Origin of the sequence: Cryobacterium sp. Y29 (assembly GCF_002929825.1) — a bacterium.
Lineage (GTDB): Bacteria > Actinomycetota > Actinomycetes > Actinomycetales > Microbacteriaceae > Cryobacterium.
Window position 1 is genome coordinate 1 of the sequence record NZ_PJJN01000020.1, and the last position, 17,525, is coordinate 17,525.

Sequence of the window (17,525 nt, forward strand, 5' to 3'; positions counted from 1 at the left end):
AACAGCCCGAGTGGGCAAGCGAGCTAGGAGAGGTTCCCGCCGACACCGACCGCCGGCAGCAGTGGACGGAACTTGCCGCCGAGGTTGACGTGTTCCGCACTCAGTACCGCATCGATCCTCAGGAGACCGTTGCAGTGCCGGCGGACTACCGGCAGCGCACTGTTGGTGCAGACCTGGCCGAGCGGGTCACGGCCATGCACAAGTCGCAGGTTCTCAGCTCACGCCCCGCCGCCACCGAGGACGACCGGCAGCGCGCCGCCGCAGCAGCCACAACCGCGGCTCTCCGCGCCCGACAGACCGCGGCGGCACGACCGGGCACTACCGCTGTTAAAGCGCCACAGAAGGCCACGGACGCTACATCAACGGCTCAGAAGATGAAGGAGCAGCAGCAGAAACGTGCGGCCGAACGGGTCGAGCAACTGCGCCGGCAGGGCGTCAACGTGAAGGTGCAGAAAGCGGGTGACCGCAACCGGCAATCGGGGGCGGATCAGGCTCCCGCCCGTGACCAGGGCATCGAACGGTAGCCCCGGGACACACGGAAGGGCACCCGCGCCGCGGGTACCCTTCCGTGTGTCCCACCATCTGCGGGGCCTGTGTCTATTGCCCTACTGGCGGTTGCCATTCGTCTGGGGGCAGAACTGCAGCAATGGCAGCGATGTTTGTGTTGCGGGTTCGTTGGGACAGATGACCTTTGGTCGTAGAGCAGTCTTTGAACGGGCCGGTCTGAGGGTTGAAGAGGACAGCTCGGTGGGCGTCCCAGTGGCGCAGCCACCAATCCGACAGAGCCCCAAGCGACTCGCTCGTCTCCACTTCCTGGTGGGCCAGAAACAGCGCCCACAGTCGGGCGTTTACTTCGGGGTGTAGCCACCACTCGGGGCACCATGGCGCGGACTCGTGACTATCGGTTACCTCGACCGTGCGGAAGTGCTCCGCGAACCAGTCCAAAAAATCGGCCCGGTTATCTATGGGCTCTTCATTGCCGGTCCCTTCGACGGTTTCGTTGTTCCCAGTGTCGCGCTCGTCGTCCGTGAGCGCTTCTCTCTCGTCGTCGGTCAGGCCGGTCACGTCGCCGTTAGCCACGGGGCACCGCCGATCCGATCGCGGGCGTGACCGGGACGCCCGCGGCCGTACCCTCGATCTTCGCCTTGAGGATTTTGTCCCTGAACCACGGCACGGTGTGGACCATGACAGGGCGGGACTTGGAGTTGAACACGATCGCCCGCCACTCCGGCAGGAAGGCCAGGGCGGCAACGTCCATCGTGCTCACTTTCCGGGTGTTGGTCGAGGTGGACATAGCGCCGTCGCGGCCGGTGGAGCTGCCATAGGTGATTTCGTCGTGTTCACCGATCAATGCGGCGATCGTTTTGAGAAATTCGTCGTCCAGGACACCTCCACCGAAGACACGGTTGGAGGCGGCATCCCAGAGGGTGCCCCAGCCGTCGCGGCCGAACGCTTCGATTCCTTGGGCGCGGGACTGGAAATAGGTGTTCAGGATGATCCCGAGCGAACCGTAGTACGAGTACACCGAGGGCAGCTCGGGCCACTTCACGATGTTGGCGCACTCGTCCAGCTCCATCACCAAAGGCACGGTGAGGCGGCCACCGTTGCTTTCAGCGGCCCGCTGCGCTGTCTTGCAAATCGTCCGCACCAGAGCCGTCAGCAGTGCTCCGCCGGAGCCTTCACCGTCCTTGGAAAGCAGCACGAGAGTGTCACTGCCGGTGATGAATTCCGCCGGCTCGAATCTGCGGACCCCTTCGGCCGAAGTCCACAGAAGCAGCTCATCATCAGCGAGAGCGGACGCCATGCGCTGCGCGGTAGCGAACACGCTGCCCCGGGTCTTGTCCGGTGACAGCATGACTCCGGCTATGGCATCCGCCGGTCCCTGCTTGCCGTGCTCTTCCAAGATCCCTTGAACGTCCTTGCCCAGCCCCCGTGCAATCCAGGTGTAGACCATCGACAACGGCTGGCTTTCCAGCTTCGCAGCCAGGAAGAAATACGCCAGCAAGTCCCGGCCGCTGGTGTCGAACTGGGCGTCACCGCCCCTGTCCGATGCTTTCCGGGTGGATGCTTCAAAGATCGCCGCCAGCTCTTTCGCGTCGGCCGCGTTCTCGATGTAGTCCAAAGGGTTGAACACGAAATCGGGGGTGAACTCCCGCCGGTAAATCCGGTTCGGGTCGAAAATGAATGCGCGGCCGCGGTCCTTTCGGCCGGCCAATGTTTCGCGGACGCCGTCAACCTTGTTTGAGGTCATGATCGCGGCACCTGGTGCCTCGATCATGTGCCGAATGACGATGCCAGAGGTTTTACCGCGGCCGGGCCCGAACACATATACGCCCAGCTCACGCCAGCCCTGCAGTACCCATTTCTTCGTTCCGATCAGCCGGCCCACACTCTGCCCCGCCGGCAGGGACTCGGCGTGCGGGTGCAGCTGCGCGGCTTCCTTGGAGCGCGCCTTCTCGCGCAGTACCGCGGACTGCTTGCGGGTTGCCATATGCGCGACTGCAACGTTTCCGCGCTTGTTCGCGGCCCGCCTAGCCATCCAGGCCATGAACCCGACGAACACGACCAGCGCGAGAATCAGCGCGACGACAGAGGCCCCGGTCGCGGCCGGCGGCCAGGGCGCACCCCGGAGGACCATATCGCCCAGCAGGGTAAAGAAATTCCAGGAGTAGGTGTGTCCGGTCGGCGTAATCGCCGCCCCGACGTGCACTGCGAGGTACAGCCCGCCCAGCAGCAGGACGGCCAGGGCGGCGGTGAGCCACTTGCTTGTGGTGTCGATCATGCGGCGGCGTCCAGGTTGACGGTGATGGTTGTGCCAGGAGGAAAAATCGAGAAGCCGTCAAAATCGACCCGGTAGGCCACCGGGAGCAGACCGATATGCCAGTGCGCCAACCAGCTCCCGTAGCTGGAGTAATGACGCGGGCCGTGGGGTGCGTATACGAGGACGGACTGATCGAACTTGGCCAGGGTTTCCAACCACTCCGCGGGGTGACTGTCAGTGAAAACCCCCGCCCCGATCACTGGGTGATCGCGGCGGAACACGTTTGTCTTTGCCCTAATCAGCTGCACCTCTCCGGGAACAACCAGGCTCAGTGCGATGTTGGAGAGGAACGGGATTTCTAGCTGGTCGTCCCCGCGGTGTATAGCTGCTCCCAGGTCGGCTAGGCCCAGGGTGAGCGGGTCGATGCCGTGAGCGCGGAGATCTCCGCCGGTGGTGTAAATGCCGGCACGGTTGCCGGCTTCCGGGAGGGCCGCGAGGCGGCCCCATTCATCTTCGGTGTCCATAGTTGGTCCCCTCGTTAGATGGTCTTAAGTCGGTGCAGGATCGAGCGCGCTATCCGCGCTTCGTCGTCGGCTCCTGCGAATCGTTCAGCGGTCGACACGTCAACGCCGACCATTACCGCCATTTCTGAGGGCATGACGCGGCTCTCAGCTAGGCGCTGCAGTAGTGCATAGCGCTCGGGCCGAGTGGTCACGTCATACGTTTTCGCGGCCCGGTAGGCCTCATGCAACCAATCCAGGGCCGAGCGCACGGCGCACACGTCGCCGTCGATGTCCACGCCGTTGAGCTGGTAGCGCACCGTCACGGGCAGGCTGGTTATCTCAGCCAGATCCTCGGTGTGCCGGCGCAGTGCGACGTCTAGCCACAGGTCCACGGTGACGACGTCGTGCGCGGTGTTGGTGATCGTCCACTCTTCGTTGGCGAGATTGGCGATGGAAGCTGCCTCAGACAATGCCCACCACCACAGCGCCAAGGGCCGCGACGAGAACCGCGCCGAGGAAGAGCGCACCCATCCAGCGCTGCAGGCTTCTCAGAGAGGACCCACCAGCCGGGCGGTGGCGCTTAACTGCGACGACGCCAAACACGATTGCTGCGCCACCGGCGCCAATCACGCCCGGCACAACGAGCAGCTGCCCGGAGGTCGTAATCATCTCGGCCGTGGCCGAGTAAGTAGGAGAACTGACGCGCGTCATGAGCTGGCCTCCGAGAGGGCGGTTTTGAGTGAGCCGGTGAAAGCGGGATCGACCTGCAGGTGAATGTGGTTGCAGCTGTCGTTGAACTGATTCAGTCCGGCAAAATCGATCGAGGTTCCGGCGTCTGAGCGGCACTGCACCTGCCCGGTAGCGGAGCCCTCAGGCATCAGAGGTGCGAGGATGTTCAGGAGCTTGATCGCGTTGGCGTCCGCTCCCGTTGTCGGTGTGCGGTCTAGGGAGAAGAAGTCCACCGCGTGGCCGCCGCCGTTGGCCCAGTGGGAGCTATTCGGGTTGCCCAAATATTGGTCGGTGCACAGCCGGTTTATGTCGGAGATTCCGACGCTGCCAAATGTGTTCACGGCAATGGTGATGATCTGCAAAATGGCCAGGTTGATTCCGCAGTTCTCGTGAACCTCACCCGCGGCGATCCAACGGATTTCTTTCAGGTGGTCCGGTGCAAGCCCGGTGATGTTGCCCTCGTCGATTTTCACGACCAGGTCGGCCGCGAGCTGCTGCGTGTTGCCGCCGGCAACCGCCGTCGCAGCGCATGCCGAGTCCCCGCCCATGAGAGCGGCAACAACGGATTCTGCTTGGGCGTAGTACGGCGCGTAGTGGTCGGGGTCCGCGTTGATCTGCACGGCGTGAGCCGCTGCGGTGGGCGTGAGCGTCTCCCAGTTCGGAACCTTTACCAGGCGTTGAAAGAAGAAGCCGGCCGACACGGTCGGGTTCAGGCGCTGCGCGAGAGTGCCCCAGGTGTCGCGCTGCTGGAACAGGCCTCGAGAATCGGGCCCTGCCAGGTCTCCGTATTCGATGTTGCGTAGGCCAGATTCGCCCATGGACGTCATCACGGCCAACGTTTGGCCTTTTACGTTCACGCCCGCGGCCGCGCCCGCTGTGATGATCGTGGCGGCGTTGACGAGCTGGTCGCCGGAATAGCCGGCCACCGGTTCCAGGCCGGCCACGGTGGCCGGGCTGATTGTGGCCGCTACCGCGCATGATTTTTTACCGCCGCCGGTGACGAACACGATGCCGGTAAAGGCGAATACCAGCACGATCAGAAGGGCTACGCCCCCGAGCTTTCCCATAGTGTTCCCCTCCTCCGGTTATGCCGTCGCCGCGCCGGCTGCCATGGCCTCGTCGGTGTTGGTCACGTCGATTTCCCAATCGGAGCGGATGTGGCGCATGTGCGTTTCCGGGTTGGAGCCGTACTTGAACACGCAGTTTCCGGGGTCCAGGTTCATCAGCGTTTCCGCGGTATCCGGTGCGAAGTTGAACGTCTGAGTGACCCACTGGGCGTCTTCGTCGCGGTCCTGCCGGAATGCGTACACCGTCTGCGCTTCCTGGACAACGGTGTAGCCGGGGCTGTCTTCTGGAATGTCGGTGCCCTTGTGCATCACGAACACGTTGGAGATACCCAGCCCCCGGGAGAGCTTCTGATTGGCCTTGACTAGGCGCGCAGAGGGCCCACCGATCATGTGCCAGCCCTCTTCATAGACAACGTTGGTGATGTACCCGCGTTCATGGCGCAGACGGCCCATCAGCCACATATTGCCGATCGCCATAACCGTGGGAACCGCGGGCCCGTCGTCGGGGAGCTGGGACACGTCGAACGTTGTCAGCTTGTGTGCCAGGTCAACGTTTCGGCTGGTCTCACCATCGAATACACCGGCGTAGGTTTCCAGCAGGTTTTCCAGGCCGAAGCGGATCGACAAGCCCGCTTGGTGGAATCGTTCTTTGGCCAGGTCCGAGAGGTTCTGATCCGCCGGAACGTCGCCCAGGTGCGGCAGTAAATCCGCTGTGGTGGCCGCGCGGGTGGTGTTCGCCATTTCCCTCTCCGCAAACAGGTTCTGCAGCGCGTAGCGGGTCGCTTTTTCTTCCCACTCGGACGCGGGCAGATCGTTGCGCGCAATGCGCGCAACAGCGTTGATAAGCAACATCTGGCCCTGCAGGCCGGTGCCCTGAGCGATAAGCGGGTCCATCAGGTTCAGTCGGGTACCAGAGCCGTCCGGATCGAACCGCAGAGGTTCTGCGCCCAGCCGGCGGGCCACGGCCGAATATTCGCCCTCGCCGCCCTGGTCCTTCTTGTCAAACACCACCGCGCGGTGATTGCGCAGCAGCAGCGGGCGCATAACAAGCACAGTCTTGGTGAACGAGGACTTGCCAGAACCGACCGTGCCCAAAACCAGCACGTTAGGGCTGGTGATGCGCCGCGGCGTCATGTTGTACGCAGTCGGAGCATCGTGGCAGATCATCGTCGACGAGAGATTGTCTGTCCCGTTCACGACTCCCTCAATCCCGGTCGGGGCACCGATGATGCCCGTATTGAGAATCTCGGCCTGTCGTGTCGTCGTCGGCGCTCCGGCCAGCGAAGGGGCGTACCAGCCGCGGGCGGCTGCTGAGGGCGACGAGCGCAGCCGGGAGCCGGGCAGGCTGAACGGCGTTACGTCCAGCGGTGCGCCAGCCGTGGCCGTGCCCTCGCCGCCGGTCAGTACCGGAGCCATAGCCTCCGGGGCCACGAAGATTTTTAGGAATGGAATCTTGGCAAGGCGCGGCTGCCGGCGCGGCATATCCACGTTTTCGACGGCGGCAGGTGCGGCCGGCTTGGTCTTGATTCGGGTGTTGCTCATGAGATTGCTTCTTTCTCGCTCCGGCCGGCCAGGCGGCCAATGAAGCGGGTTGCGAAGGAGGCCGAGTCTGCGCGGAGCCCGCGCCCGATGGGCCAGGTGCTGCCGGAGGCGGCGGCTTGATAGGAGTCCTGCCAGTCCAGGTGGTCGATCCCTAAACCGGTGGAGCAGGCTTCTTCGAGCTGCCGTGAGGCTTGCGCGAGCTCGTCGCGGCTTTCGGCGGAAATGGTGATGTAACCGACCCAGGAAACGCCGTGGTGGTGCGAGCCGGCGGACAGGTCCGCGGCACGGCGCTGCGCGGCCGACATGCGGGTGGTTGATTCGTCGGCGACCAGACGGCCCTTCTCCTGGTCAGCGACGACGCCGGCCATATCGCGCACCACGTCAGCGCGTGCGGCGGCTTTAGCCTGGCCCGCGGGGATCAAGTGCAGGTGGAACGAAACCGTGCGGACAAAGGTGAGTTCCCGCCCGATGAGCAGGTCCAAGCTCCACAGCGGGGACCGGCCGGCAACGGCTAGGTTCTCCCCATGGATCGCGGCGGTACGGTGCCACCAGGTCACCGCCGGAGCGTTCTCGTCTGACTCGCCCGGGTGCACGAAAGTGGGATCGAAACTCTCGACCACATGCGCCGAGAACTCGTCATGCGAGGCCAACCCGAACTGTGTTGGTTCGACCTGGCGCACCAGGTCAATGGGCATGCTCGGGTTTTGCTGGTGAATAATCAGCGCGGCAGTCTGCTTGGCCGTCAACGCGACCACGTCACCCTCACGAGCCTCTGTCAGACCGCGCACGGTCGCCCTGATTTCATCGTTCATCAGAGCCCGCCAGGCGTCACGACCCTTACCAAACTTCGCGGCCGCATCCGTGAACTGCTGGTTCAGCGGCCAGGACACGACGACGTAATGCCGCTGTACCATGGCATCAGCGCTGGCCCGGCGGATGACCTGGTCATAGGACCTGGTCTGCGCGTAGAAAGACTCCCGCTGCACGTCGGTCCACGGCTCCTCGGCTGATTCGGTCTCTAGGCGATTGGTCACCCACAGTTGCTGCCGCGCCGAGTCGGGCGGCAGCACGCGAGTGAGTGGCTGAATGTCGCTGATGAGCGAGGCCGGCGAGGCCCGGCGACCCAGGAACCGCCCCCAGGCTGCAGAGGCCCGCATGAGAGACTGTGCGGTCTCCATCCCCCGGAGCTGCCCGGAGACGCTGAACGCGACCGAGAGGTAGGGCTGCTGCCCAATCGGAGCATGCCAGGCGATACCTGGCAGGTTGGATGCGTACTGCAGCCAGCCCATCCCGTCGGCGCCGTCCGGGTTAGCCCGCATCTGGCCCAACGCCCTGGACGCGGCGGCCTTCTCCGGCTTGGTGCCGACAGTGGCAAGCTGCTGCAGCCGGGTCCACTCCTCATCGTCGTACGGCGTGTACACGTCCGTGCCGAGGCGCTTGCGTGAGCGCCACCGGGAACGCTTGGCCCGGCGCTGCAGGATGGTACCGCGGTGCGTGCGCGCGGTAACAAGCATCGTCGCCCCGGCCCCGCCGGCAGCGATCAGCAGCACGATCAGGGAACTAGTCAACGCCATGCCGACAATGCCGCCCACGACAAACACCGCCAAACCAATCGTGCGGCCCTTCGAGGACGTACCGCCGAAGAAGGACCGGTGACCAGACTCACCGCCGAGGTAACGAATCGCTGTTTCCTTGGTGTTACTCATGAGGTCGAGTCCTTCCCATAGTGGTCTTCTTGGTCATCGACTGGTTCGGCCGCGGCCGCGCCCACAGAGTCAGAGACCTTCTTCGTGGCGTTACCGGCTGCCATAGCGCCGGCCACGATCATTGTTGGGATGCCGATAGCGGCACCAACACCCGTTGAGGACTCGGCAGCGCCAGCAGCCGCCGCACCCTCCGCGGCAGTAGCCGCAGTGGCTCCCCTAGCAGCTGCACCACCGCTGGCCGCTCCCCCGCCTGCAGCGCCGCCCTTGGTGGCCGCAGTGATCGAGGAGCTAGCCTCCTCAGATTCAGCGCCAGCCCCACCGGAACTGCCGGACGGGCTGGATATACCAGCGCTAGACGACGCGGAGCCAGCCCCACCGCTGCGAGCAGCCCCGCCACTATCGGACTGCGAGCTAGACCCAGAGTCACTGACTCTCGCATCGGCCTGCTGCATAGAACTAGAACCGATGTTGCCCCCGCGAGAAGGAGCCCCGCCACTGCCACCCATGGGCAGAACCGGTGCGAACTTCGTTAGCAGCACCGGCGAGAGCCCCGCGATCAACAGCGACAGGATCGACACCACTAGCGTTACCGTGCGTTCCAGTGTTGCGTCCCCATCGAACACATTGATGGTGCTTGACACCATCGAATAGGCGATCGCGAGCATGAAGAACAGCAACGGATGAGACGCCAGGATGCCAAACCACAGATAGGAAATCTTCAACCCAAAAGCGCGCTTGGTCGGGTCAACGATCCAAACCAACCCGAGGGGAAACAGCACCCCCGAGAAATACAGCGTGATGAGCTGCACGATGAGGATCAGCACCACGATCAAAAGGCCAATAATCATGAAGATCATTAGAACGATTCCCACGATCGCGCCGCCGGCCAGGCCCGCGCCGTTGTCGTCGTGGCTCAACATCTCGGAGAACTTCTCCACGATGTTTTGCGCGGACGTATTGACTCCCCAACTGATGAGCGAGTCCGAGAGTGCGCCGAAGAACTTCACCAGAACCGCACCCACAGCCGGCCCAAATGCTGCGCCAACGAGAAAAATCGGTGCGTAGAGTCCCAGCGATTCCGCCAGGTCCCGGCCCGACTGCTGCCCGCGGGCGGTGCGGACGAACTGCGGGATGAGCAGAGCAACAAGCACGAACACGGCCAGGCCGAAACTGATTCGGTACGAGCTGATAAACCAATCAGCCGTCAAATCAGGCAGGGTTGCATGCGTGATCGCGGGCAACACATCATCAGCCAGGCCCTTAGCACCGTCCTGCAACATCTGGAAAGAGTTGCCCGCCGGATCAGACCAGAAGTCCGCGAAACCCTTCGCTGTTTCCACAGCACCACCAACAGCACCTCCCACACCATTGACTACATCGCTAACGCCGTTGACTACGTCGCTCGCTCCGCAAATAAGGAAGTTATCCGTGCACTCCGCGCCTGGGGCGGCAAGGGCGGCACCGTCGGGCATCAGCAGCCTCCGGTGAAGCGGTTGCCTCCGGCGGCAAGCTTGTCCTGGTCGGGCGTACCTCCAGATAGGAGATGCCAGCTATCAGCTTCCCAAACCATGGTCATACTGATGACGGCAGATTTACTGGAACTGAGTTCACCGTTAATCACGTATCCCGCGGCCAGGTTGACTTCTACCTGGTCGCCGGTACTTCCTTCAGTTATCGACCACAACCCGTTTGTGGTCGAGAGGTGATATGGCGTGTCTTCGGCCACCTGCCCGCCGGTCATATCCGGTGTGGCTGAATAGCTGGCCGCCAGGTCCTTGAAAGATTCGTTGGCTGATTTCGCCATAATTTCGCCGCTCACCGCATTCGCTTCGGCTTCTACGGGGTGGGGAGATTGCCACAGCCAGCGGTAGACGGACGCCGCCATTTCGACGGCTCCATATGAGGTGTGCTTCGCCGAATCTTGGGCGGCGAAGACCATATCTGCGGTGCGCTCCTGACCGCCGAGGCAGCCGGTGGGCGCTAGATCTTCGTCGCTGTCGCCTGCGCCAGAACTGCCCCCGCCAGAGGGGGCGGATGCCGTTGGGGTCGGTTCGCTTGACGCCGCTGCGGTGGGTTCTCCGCCTGGTTGGGTGGACGAGTAGACGATTCCGCCGGCTACGGCGACTACGACCACGGCCGCGCCGATGACATAGGGCCACCGGCTGCGGCCGGCTTTGGTGTACATACGCATGCTGCGCCTCCTAGGGGTTGGCAGTTAGCCGACGAAACTGAGGATCGCGCCGACGATCAGCGCGAGAGCGGCGAGGCCGGCTAGAGAGACGCCAGCCCACAGGGCCTTTTTGCGGCCCTGAGCGTGCTGCTGCGGGTTCGGATTGGAGTCACTGGAAGCGCCAGCCATGGACACTAGACCCAACGCCAGGTAGACGATGGAGATCAGGATCGCGATTCCCCAAATCGCGGTGATGAGCTTCTGCCACAGCGCGGTGAACTCAGTTCCGCCGAACGAGAAATCGGGGACAAGCCCGTCGAGGGGGTTATCAATGGCCAGGGGCAGCCGCGAGACGGCGGAGAGAATCAGATCGTTCATTGCTGTGGGCCTTTCAGTGTTCGGTCGAAACCGAGTTTTTGAGGGAAGTGACTACCGCGGCCGCGGCGGCCGCGAAGGCGTCACGAGTCGCGGGCGCGAGCTTGGAGAGGGTGATCTGCTGACGCTCGGCAATGTGGGCGTCATAGGGAACTTCGTGCAGCGACGTAACGCCGGCTTCGTACATCAGGCGCGCCACCTCATCAGAAACGGCCTGGTTTTCCGGCCGTCCGTCCGTGAGTCGAATGGCGATAGCGGTGTCCGCCAGGCGCTTGGGCTGGCCGCCGGCGGCGCGTAGCTCCTCGAGTAGCTGAATCGCTTCGAGTACCGAATCTCCCGCGTTCATCACCGGGATAACGAGTACGTCAGCGACCGATACCGCGCCCTGAAAAGCGGATGACGTAGTGACGTTGCCCGAGTCCATAACGCGAATCCCGTAGAACTCATCGATGACCTTGCAGACCGAGACCACAGCATCACCGGTCAAACGGTCCCGCCGGCCGGTCGAGGCGATCACGTCAGCAAACGACGTTTGCGGGGCGGTGTAGCCATGGAGCCGGCCGGCGGTCTTGACCTGGTCAATATCGCGCACCAGTTCCCCCAGACCCAGCTTCGGGTTGCCTTCGGCCCGATAGCCCAACGCGCCCGGATCGTCAGAGACTTCCAGGACCGCCGTTGATCCCCCACGGATCGACGCCAGTACACCCGCGAGGATGACCGCTGTAGGGGTTTTCCCGGTCCCGCCCTTGGGGTTGTTCACCAGGACTGAGACGGCACGCGTCCAGGTCGCCTGACGAACGACCGTCTCAGCGGCCAGGCGTACCGATTCGACGCGACGGGCCTCGATTTCATCGGTCCCGGGCTTCACCGGGAGCCCCATCCTGGCCATAGCGCCACGGAAACCCGTAGTGGCCTTACCGGGGTCAGTGACCGTCAGCGCCGCTGCAGGCCCCCCGAACAGAACGGACGTGGAATCCGCCGGCAGAGACGGTCCGGCCGTCATGGCAGCCGAGGACCGCGGCGGGGCAACGACCAACGGCGAGTCGGTTGCTGCGTCGGGTTCAAGCGCGGCCAGCTCGCCCAGGTCTTCGGCGGGCTGCTGCGCCGCTGGTGGGCGCTTGGCGTCCTCTTCGATGTATTGGCTGGCGCGTGCAGCTCCGCCGAACACATCGCTTGCAATTCCACGACTGCTGTCAGTCATAGGTGCTTCCTCTCGAATAGTTTCCTACACATTCGAGGGAGATAGCGCAGTCCCCCGAGCTGCTTGTCTAGTGTCCCATTTTTGCACCGCGTTTCCACCCAAACGGGGGGTGATTCCCGAAATTGGGGTGATCACATTCGGCTTTTTGACGCGGTAGTTGCGCTATGTCCCCTTAAAGGCGGACACAGAATGAGGACCATCTCACTTTTACAGCACGCCACCGACACTGAGGAGACTTTCCAAATTTGGTGGATATGCTGCCCAGTGAACTGCCGCCGATAAGTCGCGGCCTCAACGCGACGTTGGGAGTTCCGACAAAATGAACGACATGGCTGGAATCAATGCCCCCGAGCGGGTGGCCCGTTTCCACGAGGCCTATTCCGCCCCCACGCGAGCAATCGTGCTGCGCATCCTGCTAAAAAAGCCCCGTACCTTCACCGAGCTTTTCGACCTCATCCCCGAGGACGTAATGTCGCGCAACTCCGTACATGAGGCCCTAAAGGATCTGGGCCGGCTCGGTTACGTCCAGGACGACGCCCCGGACGACTTCAAGCGCCGCCCACCCAAGACGACATTTTGGGCCAATCGCGAGCTAATCGCAGACGACCTGGGCGCGACAGTCGCGCACCTCCTTGGGTAACCCCTCCCAGGGGCACGTGGGCCACGATTTCGCAAGACGGGATGCGCGACACACCGCCCCCAATCTGGACACGGATATACATGCAGCATTATCGTTCAAGGTATGGCCACCCCGCACCCGCGTCTCCCGCGCAACACTCGCACGAAGTCAGTGCGCCTTGGCTACGCGATCGAGGAAGCGGTAAAGCTCGATCTAGAGCGATATGCGGCGGCCGGCGGCGTTTCCGCGGCTGTGTTCGTGGAGCTGATGGTTAAGAACCTTCCGCTCAATGACGAAGGCCTGCCCGTGTGGATGAACAACGAGAGGTTGCCTATCAACCCCGATTAACGCAGAAGGCCCGCCGTTTTCACGGCGGGCCTTGAAGCTATGGCTCGAACCTGCCCAAGTTTGGCGACTTACAGGTTCAGAGCATTTCCAGAAAACTACCGGCTACCAACCGGGCCTTTGCTGTACCCCAATGAAGGAGTGACTTCATCATAAGCGTAAACACGCCCAAAACGCATGCTCCTGCGCCAAAAACCGGCAGTGTCGTGTCCCCCATTGTGCGGACACCCAGCGCCCCACGTGAGAGTGGAGAGAATCGCGCGGCCTCCTGGTCGCTGCGACCGGTCGACGGTGCCTACTCCGAGGTAGTCGCTTGGACCAGTGGCACGTCCTGGTTCGACGCGCTTATGGATTGCCTTGCGACTCCCCACGGCGAGGGATGCCGCCGTCTGGCCAAGGTCGCCGCCGGCACCCTGCTGCGCGTGGCGCGCGCTGATTGGCTCTCAGCGGACGTGGCTACCGGCCGGGGAGTCAGCACCGCACACGAGACAGTCGCGGCTGAGCTGGGCATGTCAGGCAAGACCGTTCAGCGTGCCCGCGAGCTGCTGGAAACACTGGGGTTCTCCGTGACTATCACTGTCGGCCGCTATCTCACCAGGAGCGAGCGCACGGCCGCACACCAGGTGCACGGCGGTCGCCAGTACCGTGCCGCATCACTGCGCGCCCTGACCTTGCCGAAGAAGCAGCCTGTGGAAAATGTCCAGCTACCTTCCCCTCGGGAAGGTAAGTCTTTATCTCCCGTTGTTAAATCATCACCAACGCGCGCTGACGCGCGCCGCCCGGTCGCTGCGCTCCCCCAGCAAAAATCAGTGACGAACAAGCGCCGTGGCCACGACCGCAAACCACGACCGCTGGTCGATCAGCGCCTAGCCGCCGAGCTGGTGGCCCGCCTGCCCTGGCTCGACAAGGGCCGGCACGTCGGCACGGTAAACCTGTTCTTGCACCGTTTGGGCGTTTCTGCCCAGGACTGGACCGCAAACGGCCTACTCGCTGCCGTAGATCAGTTCTGCGCCAGGACTGGCGCACGCAACGTCAATCCACGAGCCCACCGTGACCCCGTCGCCTACCTGGCCTGGCTCATCAACAAAGCCCGAGCAGCCGGCGCGGAGCCCAACCGCATCCGCCACGCCGTAGCGGCTACACGTCGAGCGGCCGAGCAGGCAGCTCGCGCTGAGGAAGCCCGCGAGGAGGCCGAACGCGTGGCCGCTATCAACCAGGCAGAGGTGCAAGCGGTGTTAGACCAGATGCACCGCGACTTCCCCAAGCGGATCAAACCAACCCGAGGGCTTGCCGGAATCTCCGCACGCCGTTAACTCCCCCAGGTCAACCGTTCCGCATCGGGTGACGCCAACGAATAGCTACGCGATTCCTTGCCACGAGGTTGTCTCTCTTCCGAACTCCGAACTAGGAACTCCGAGTTACGAGGTGGTGAAGTGATTTGTATGAGCATTGACATTCCGACTTAGTAACTCAGAGTTCGGAGTTACGAACTTTGAACTAGTAGTTAGGAGTTCCGAGTTCGTAACTACTAACTACTAGTTCTGAGTTCGGAACTCCTAACTTGCTTGACGGCCGCCTTCATGCTGCATAAGCTGAATCTGTAGCTCCGAACTTCTAATTACGAACTCCGAGTTACGAACTCCGAGTTACGAACTCCGAGTTACGAACTCGGCCCACAATCTGAAAGGTCATCACATGCGAATAGTCGCAGTAGCTCAGCAGAAGGGCGGGGACGGTAAGTCCACCGTGACAATCAACCTGGCAGCATCCCTGGCCGCATCCGGTTCACGTGTCCTAGTTGTGGACGTTGATCCGCAGCAGTCAAGCGCCTGGTGGTTCGACCACGGCCCCGAATTCGAGTTCGACCTAGCCGCCGATACAGAGGTGGGAAACCTGGCCCGGCTGCGTGAGCTGCCCTATGACGTGATCCTGGTGGATACGCCCGGTTCGCTGCACGACCTCCCTGTGCTGGATGCCGTGCTCGACGTGGCCGATTTCGTCATCCTCCCGTGCAAAGCCACGGCATTGTCGATTAAGCCCCTCACGCGAACGCTAAACGAACACGTCATAGCCCGTGGCGTGCCGTATCGGGTCCTGGCGAACCGCGTTAAGCCGCGGAGCATTGATGCAACGGGGGGGTTCAAAGACGCACGTGGCCTGTATGACCTGCTCGACGGCGCGGGATACCTGCACTTCCGCTCATTCCTGCGCGAGTACCAGGTATATGAGGACGCCACCGGAGAAGGCGTCTCGATCCTTCACTATGGCGGCCGCGACGCGACCAAGGCTCAAACCGACCTCGCCGCGGTAACAACCGAATTGCTCACGGTTTGGGCACACGAGACGACAGAGGCGGTTCACTAATGGCACGTAGGGATCTCGGTTCCATGCTGGGTGGCGACATTGCTGTAGCCGGCCCACCTGCTCCCCAGGTCGAAAAGCCCGCGCCGACCGCACCGACGGCAGACGTAGCGCCAACCGCTGCACCCGTGAGCGCCCCGGCTGCACAGCCCGCGGCAGAGCCCCAAGACGTTCGCAGCGTCCCGCGCTGGCTCACCTATGAGCGCAAAGAAACCCGCATCCGACCCGACCAGCTCGAATGGGTCGAAGCGCAGCGCAAGGAACTCAACCAACGCCGACAGGGCGCCGGTGAGCGACTGACAGACAACACCCTCATACGAGTAGCCCTCGACCTGCTCAAACAGCACCAGGAAGAGCTGCACGGCGTCACAGAGGACCAGCTGCGCAAATCACTCGGGCTCACCGACTAACGGCCCAACCATGATGACCGTCTACAGCAAGCCGAATTGCGTGCAGTGCACCGCTACCTATCGCGCGCTCGACGGGACGGGTATTGAGTACCAGGTCATAGACCTCACCAGCAGCGCGGCCGCGTTGGAGTACGTGATGGAAGAACTCGGGTACAGCCAAGCCCCGGTAGTTGTCGTGGACGAACACGACCACTGGTCAGGCTTCCGCCCCGACAAGATCGCCCAGCACAGGGGTGCGCAAGTGTGAAGTGTGCCCCAGATCACGAGAAGTGTCGCGTGAGCTGCCGTCCCAGGCTACAGAACCTCCATGCACAGATCGTAGCGAGCTGGGCTGCAGCAGGTTGCGCCGGAATGACCTCTAGTCTGACAACGTGACGATGCTGACGCCGACGACCGCTCGAGCATTCTGGCTGGCACTCCTCGAAAACGCAGCACGGATCATCATCGATGCGGACGCCCTATTCCCATCACCACGCGCACAGTCCTTGATTGTCCTTGCTCAGGAGGAAGTGGGTAAGGCCGTCTGGGTTTACAAGTCGTTCCGGAATGCTTGGTATGACGGTGATGAGACGCCGCACGAGGTGCCCGAACTGCGCAAGCAGGGGGTTCACCACCTCGCAAAACTCATAGAGGCCGCCGATTTCGGGACCGTACTAGCCGAGGTACCGGGCAATCCGGAGCCTATCGAGATCGAACTGGTGAAGACCCACGCTCCCGACGTGCTGGACGCCTACCTGAAGGGCCTCGCCCAGGAGGACAACGAGGCGAAGAAGAGCGGTTTCTACGTCGATCTCCGAGCGGACGGCTCGTTCACGGTGCCGCATGAGATCGAAAGGCCACTCCTGCGGTCTCAGATCTGGGAGACCGCCGACATGATCCAGTGGTTCCTCATGGAGGACCATCTACGAGCCAGCTTGACGGGCAATGCGGTCTCCCCGACCGAGGAAGTTGAGTCACTGCTATTAGCGGTCTTGGCTCATGGCCCGGACGACTAGGCAGGACAAGGCCACGGCGTAACTCCCTAGGAAGCCACACCACCCTCGAACTGCTCAATAACGATCGGCTTACGCGTGCATGTCGCGCCATTCGTGGTCCAGGAGCGCGTACTGGTAGCCGTCGACCCAGCCCAGCTCGGCATGCCAGGAATCTTGGACCCCGTGCTGCTCCCGTCGCATGCCGACCTTTTCGAGCACGCGGGCTGACGCCACGTTGTCAGCATTGCAGCTCGCGATGACGCGCCGTAGTTCGAGCGAGTCGAATGCTGCGGACAGAAGACCACGGGCCAGGTCGGTCCCGAGCCCCCTCCCGGCGAGGTCGAGTTCGAGCATGTAACCCATGACGCCCTGCGTGCGTTCAGGCATCCCGGGCTGGCCCATACCGTCGATGACGTCGAGGAAGCCCAGACCAGCGATCTCACCATCGAGCTGGGCAACGCAGGAAAAGTCCGTTTCGCTGTCCGGGATCGTCATCCACTCTCGACACCACGCCTCGGGGTCGACGTGGGTGCGCAGCATGAAGTGGTTCACTGCAGGGTTGTTCCGCAGAGCGACCAGGTGTTTCAGGTCGTCGGGTCGCATGTCTCGGAGAAGAAGAGCCCCGCTGTGCGCAGGCCATGGAGAGTTGGGCACCCTTTCATCCTGTCAGGGGAGTCCGACCGACGCGACCGGAAAAGATGGGTTTCGACACACTTTGGTTGCGAGACAGCTCCCGGCACGGTTGCAGATCGGAGCGGGTAT

General features: G+C 62.8%; 21 protein-coding genes. 8 read left to right on the plus strand and 13 right to left on the minus strand.

Translation table 11 applies throughout. The features are described from left to right. Nucleotides 1-524, plus strand: a 524-nt coding sequence (locus CXY74_RS17435; RefSeq protein ID WP_199183102.1) for a hypothetical protein, incomplete at its 5' end; no start/stop codon positions are given. 73 nt (nucleotides 525-597) lie between these two features. Here the strand turns inward: CXY74_RS17435 and CXY74_RS00940 are convergent. The 12 genes from CXY74_RS00940 to CXY74_RS00995 are packed head-to-tail and all read right to left on the minus strand — an operon-like array spanning nucleotide 598 to nucleotide 12,054. Beyond that, entirely contained in the window at nucleotides 598-1,080 is a 483-nt protein-coding gene (locus CXY74_RS00940) for a DUF4913 domain-containing protein (RefSeq protein WP_158252258.1), read from the minus strand. Then, entirely contained in the window at nucleotides 1,073-2,782 is a 1,710-nt protein-coding gene (locus CXY74_RS00945) for a type IV secretory system conjugative DNA transfer family protein (protein ID WP_104198693.1), read from the minus strand. The genes CXY74_RS00940 and CXY74_RS00945 overlap by 8 nt, the downstream gene beginning before the upstream one ends. After that, complete coding sequence (locus CXY74_RS00950; RefSeq protein WP_104198694.1) at nucleotides 2,779-3,285, minus strand: hypothetical protein; 507 nt, start codon at nucleotides 3,283-3,285, stop codon at nucleotides 2,779-2,781. The genes CXY74_RS00945 and CXY74_RS00950 overlap by 4 nt, the downstream gene beginning before the upstream one ends. Before the next feature lie 14 nt (nucleotides 3,286-3,299). Next, a complete protein-coding gene (locus CXY74_RS00955; RefSeq protein WP_104198695.1) occupies nucleotides 3,300-3,734 on the minus strand; it encodes a hypothetical protein in 435 nt (144 codons plus the stop codon). Then, nucleotides 3,727-3,975, minus strand: coding sequence for a hypothetical protein (locus tag CXY74_RS00960; protein ID WP_104198696.1), 249 nt, complete (start codon nucleotides 3,973-3,975; stop codon nucleotides 3,727-3,729). Before CXY74_RS00960 ends, CXY74_RS00955 begins: the two co-directional genes overlap by 8 nt. Beyond that, a complete protein-coding gene (locus CXY74_RS00965) occupies nucleotides 3,972-5,060 on the minus strand; it encodes a hypothetical protein (RefSeq protein WP_104198697.1) in 1,089 nt (362 codons plus the stop codon). Before CXY74_RS00965 ends, CXY74_RS00960 begins: the two co-directional genes overlap by 4 nt. An 18-nt stretch (nucleotides 5,061-5,078) precedes the next feature. After that, nucleotides 5,079-6,542, minus strand: coding sequence for a type IV secretory system conjugative DNA transfer family protein (locus CXY74_RS00970; RefSeq protein ID WP_233193091.1), 1,464 nt, complete (start codon nucleotides 6,540-6,542; stop codon nucleotides 5,079-5,081). Between the two features lie 56 nt (nucleotides 6,543-6,598). Continuing rightward, nucleotides 6,599-8,308 (minus strand): hypothetical protein, encoded by a 1,710-nt coding sequence (locus tag CXY74_RS00975; protein WP_104198699.1) that lies wholly within the window; start codon nucleotides 8,306-8,308, stop codon nucleotides 6,599-6,601. Next, nucleotides 8,305-9,780: a hypothetical protein gene (locus CXY74_RS00980; RefSeq protein ID WP_104198700.1), complete on the minus strand. Its 1,476-nt coding sequence runs from the start codon at nucleotides 9,778-9,780 to the stop codon at nucleotides 8,305-8,307. The genes CXY74_RS00975 and CXY74_RS00980 overlap by 4 nt, the downstream gene beginning before the upstream one ends. Then, the gene (locus tag CXY74_RS00985) at nucleotides 9,780-10,499 is read right to left on the minus strand and encodes a hypothetical protein (protein WP_104198701.1); all 720 of its coding nucleotides are present in this window, start codon (nucleotides 10,497-10,499) and stop codon (nucleotides 9,780-9,782) included. The genes CXY74_RS00980 and CXY74_RS00985 overlap by 1 nt, the downstream gene beginning before the upstream one ends. Nucleotides 10,500-10,523: 24 nt before the next feature. Then, nucleotides 10,524-10,856, minus strand: a complete 333-nt coding sequence (locus tag CXY74_RS00990) for a hypothetical protein (RefSeq protein WP_233193087.1) — start codon at nucleotides 10,854-10,856, stop codon at nucleotides 10,524-10,526. Nucleotides 10,857-10,869: 13 nt separating this feature from the next. Then, a complete protein-coding gene (locus CXY74_RS00995) occupies nucleotides 10,870-12,054 on the minus strand; it encodes a hypothetical protein (protein WP_104198702.1) in 1,185 nt (394 codons plus the stop codon). A 319-nt stretch (nucleotides 12,055-12,373) separates the two neighbouring features. On the opposite strand from CXY74_RS00995, the gene CXY74_RS01000 reads away from it, so the two are divergent. From CXY74_RS01000 to CXY74_RS01030, 7 genes are all read left to right on the plus strand, one after another. Next, nucleotides 12,374-12,694, plus strand: a complete 321-nt coding sequence (locus tag CXY74_RS01000; protein ID WP_146070003.1) for a hypothetical protein — start codon at nucleotides 12,374-12,376, stop codon at nucleotides 12,692-12,694. 102 nt (nucleotides 12,695-12,796) lie between these two features. Next, the gene (locus tag CXY74_RS01005) at nucleotides 12,797-13,021 is read left to right on the plus strand and encodes a hypothetical protein (protein ID WP_104198704.1); all 225 of its coding nucleotides are present in this window, start codon (nucleotides 12,797-12,799) and stop codon (nucleotides 13,019-13,021) included. A 203-nt stretch (nucleotides 13,022-13,224) separates the two neighbouring features. Then, nucleotides 13,225-14,331, plus strand: coding sequence for a hypothetical protein (locus tag CXY74_RS01010; protein ID WP_146070004.1), 1,107 nt, complete (start codon nucleotides 13,225-13,227; stop codon nucleotides 14,329-14,331). Between the two features lie 382 nt (nucleotides 14,332-14,713). Beyond that, nucleotides 14,714-15,382, plus strand: a complete 669-nt coding sequence (locus CXY74_RS01015) for a ParA family protein (protein WP_104198706.1) — start codon at nucleotides 14,714-14,716, stop codon at nucleotides 15,380-15,382. Continuing rightward, on the plus strand, nucleotides 15,382-15,789 hold the full coding sequence (locus CXY74_RS17640; RefSeq protein WP_199183103.1) for a hypothetical protein: 408 nt from the start codon (nucleotides 15,382-15,384) through the stop codon (nucleotides 15,787-15,789). Before CXY74_RS01015 ends, CXY74_RS17640 begins: the two co-directional genes overlap by 1 nt. A 10-nt stretch (nucleotides 15,790-15,799) precedes the next feature. Then, nucleotides 15,800-16,036, plus strand: a complete 237-nt coding sequence (nrdH, locus tag CXY74_RS01025; protein ID WP_104198707.1) for a glutaredoxin-like protein NrdH — start codon at nucleotides 15,800-15,802, stop codon at nucleotides 16,034-16,036. Between the two features lie 130 nt (nucleotides 16,037-16,166). Then, nucleotides 16,167-16,784, plus strand: coding sequence for an AbiV family abortive infection protein (locus CXY74_RS01030; protein ID WP_104198708.1), 618 nt, complete (start codon nucleotides 16,167-16,169; stop codon nucleotides 16,782-16,784). 69 nt (nucleotides 16,785-16,853) lie between these two features. Here the strand turns inward: CXY74_RS01030 and CXY74_RS01035 are convergent, their stop codons facing one another. Next, nucleotides 16,854-17,417: a GNAT family N-acetyltransferase gene (locus CXY74_RS01035; protein ID WP_104198709.1), complete on the minus strand. Its 564-nt coding sequence runs from the start codon at nucleotides 17,415-17,417 to the stop codon at nucleotides 16,854-16,856. Nucleotides 17,418-17,525 lie beyond the last annotated feature (108 nt).

Coding starts and splice junctions, on each gene's coding strand:
- CXY74_RS00960 (WP_104198696.1), bottom strand. CDS start 3,975: ATGACGCGCGTCAGTTCTCCTACTTACTCGGCCACGGCCGAGATGATT.
- CXY74_RS00985 (WP_104198701.1), bottom strand. CDS start 10,499: ATGCGTATGTACACCAAAGCCGGCCGCAGCCGGTGGCCCTATGTCATC.
- CXY74_RS00970 (WP_233193091.1), bottom strand. CDS start 6,542: ATGCCGCGCCGGCAGCCGCGCCTTGCCAAGATTCCATTCCTAAAAATC.
- CXY74_RS00945 (WP_104198693.1), bottom strand. CDS start 2,782: ATGATCGACACCACAAGCAAGTGGCTCACCGCCGCCCTGGCCGTCCTG.
- CXY74_RS17640 (WP_199183103.1), top strand. CDS start 15,382: ATGGCACGTAGGGATCTCGGTTCCATGCTGGGTGGCGACATTGCTGTA.
- nrdH (WP_104198707.1), top strand. CDS start 15,800: ATGATGACCGTCTACAGCAAGCCGAATTGCGTGCAGTGCACCGCTACC.
- CXY74_RS01015 (WP_104198706.1), top strand. CDS start 14,714: ATGCGAATAGTCGCAGTAGCTCAGCAGAAGGGCGGGGACGGTAAGTCC.
- CXY74_RS01000 (WP_146070003.1), top strand. CDS start 12,374: ATGAACGACATGGCTGGAATCAATGCCCCCGAGCGGGTGGCCCGTTTC.
- CXY74_RS00980 (WP_104198700.1), bottom strand. CDS start 9,780: ATGCCCGACGGTGCCGCCCTTGCCGCCCCAGGCGCGGAGTGCACGGAT.
- CXY74_RS00965 (WP_104198697.1), bottom strand. CDS start 5,060: ATGGGAAAGCTCGGGGGCGTAGCCCTTCTGATCGTGCTGGTATTCGCC.
- CXY74_RS00950 (WP_104198694.1), bottom strand. CDS start 3,285: ATGGACACCGAAGATGAATGGGGCCGCCTCGCGGCCCTCCCGGAAGCC.
- CXY74_RS01030 (WP_104198708.1), top strand. CDS start 16,167: ATGCTGACGCCGACGACCGCTCGAGCATTCTGGCTGGCACTCCTCGAA.
- CXY74_RS01005 (WP_104198704.1), top strand. CDS start 12,797: ATGGCCACCCCGCACCCGCGTCTCCCGCGCAACACTCGCACGAAGTCA.
- CXY74_RS00975 (WP_104198699.1), bottom strand. CDS start 8,308: ATGAGTAACACCAAGGAAACAGCGATTCGTTACCTCGGCGGTGAGTCT.
- CXY74_RS00990 (WP_233193087.1), bottom strand. CDS start 10,856: ATGAACGATCTGATTCTCTCCGCCGTCTCGCGGCTGCCCCTGGCCATT.
- CXY74_RS00995 (WP_104198702.1), bottom strand. CDS start 12,054: ATGACTGACAGCAGTCGTGGAATTGCAAGCGATGTGTTCGGCGGAGCT.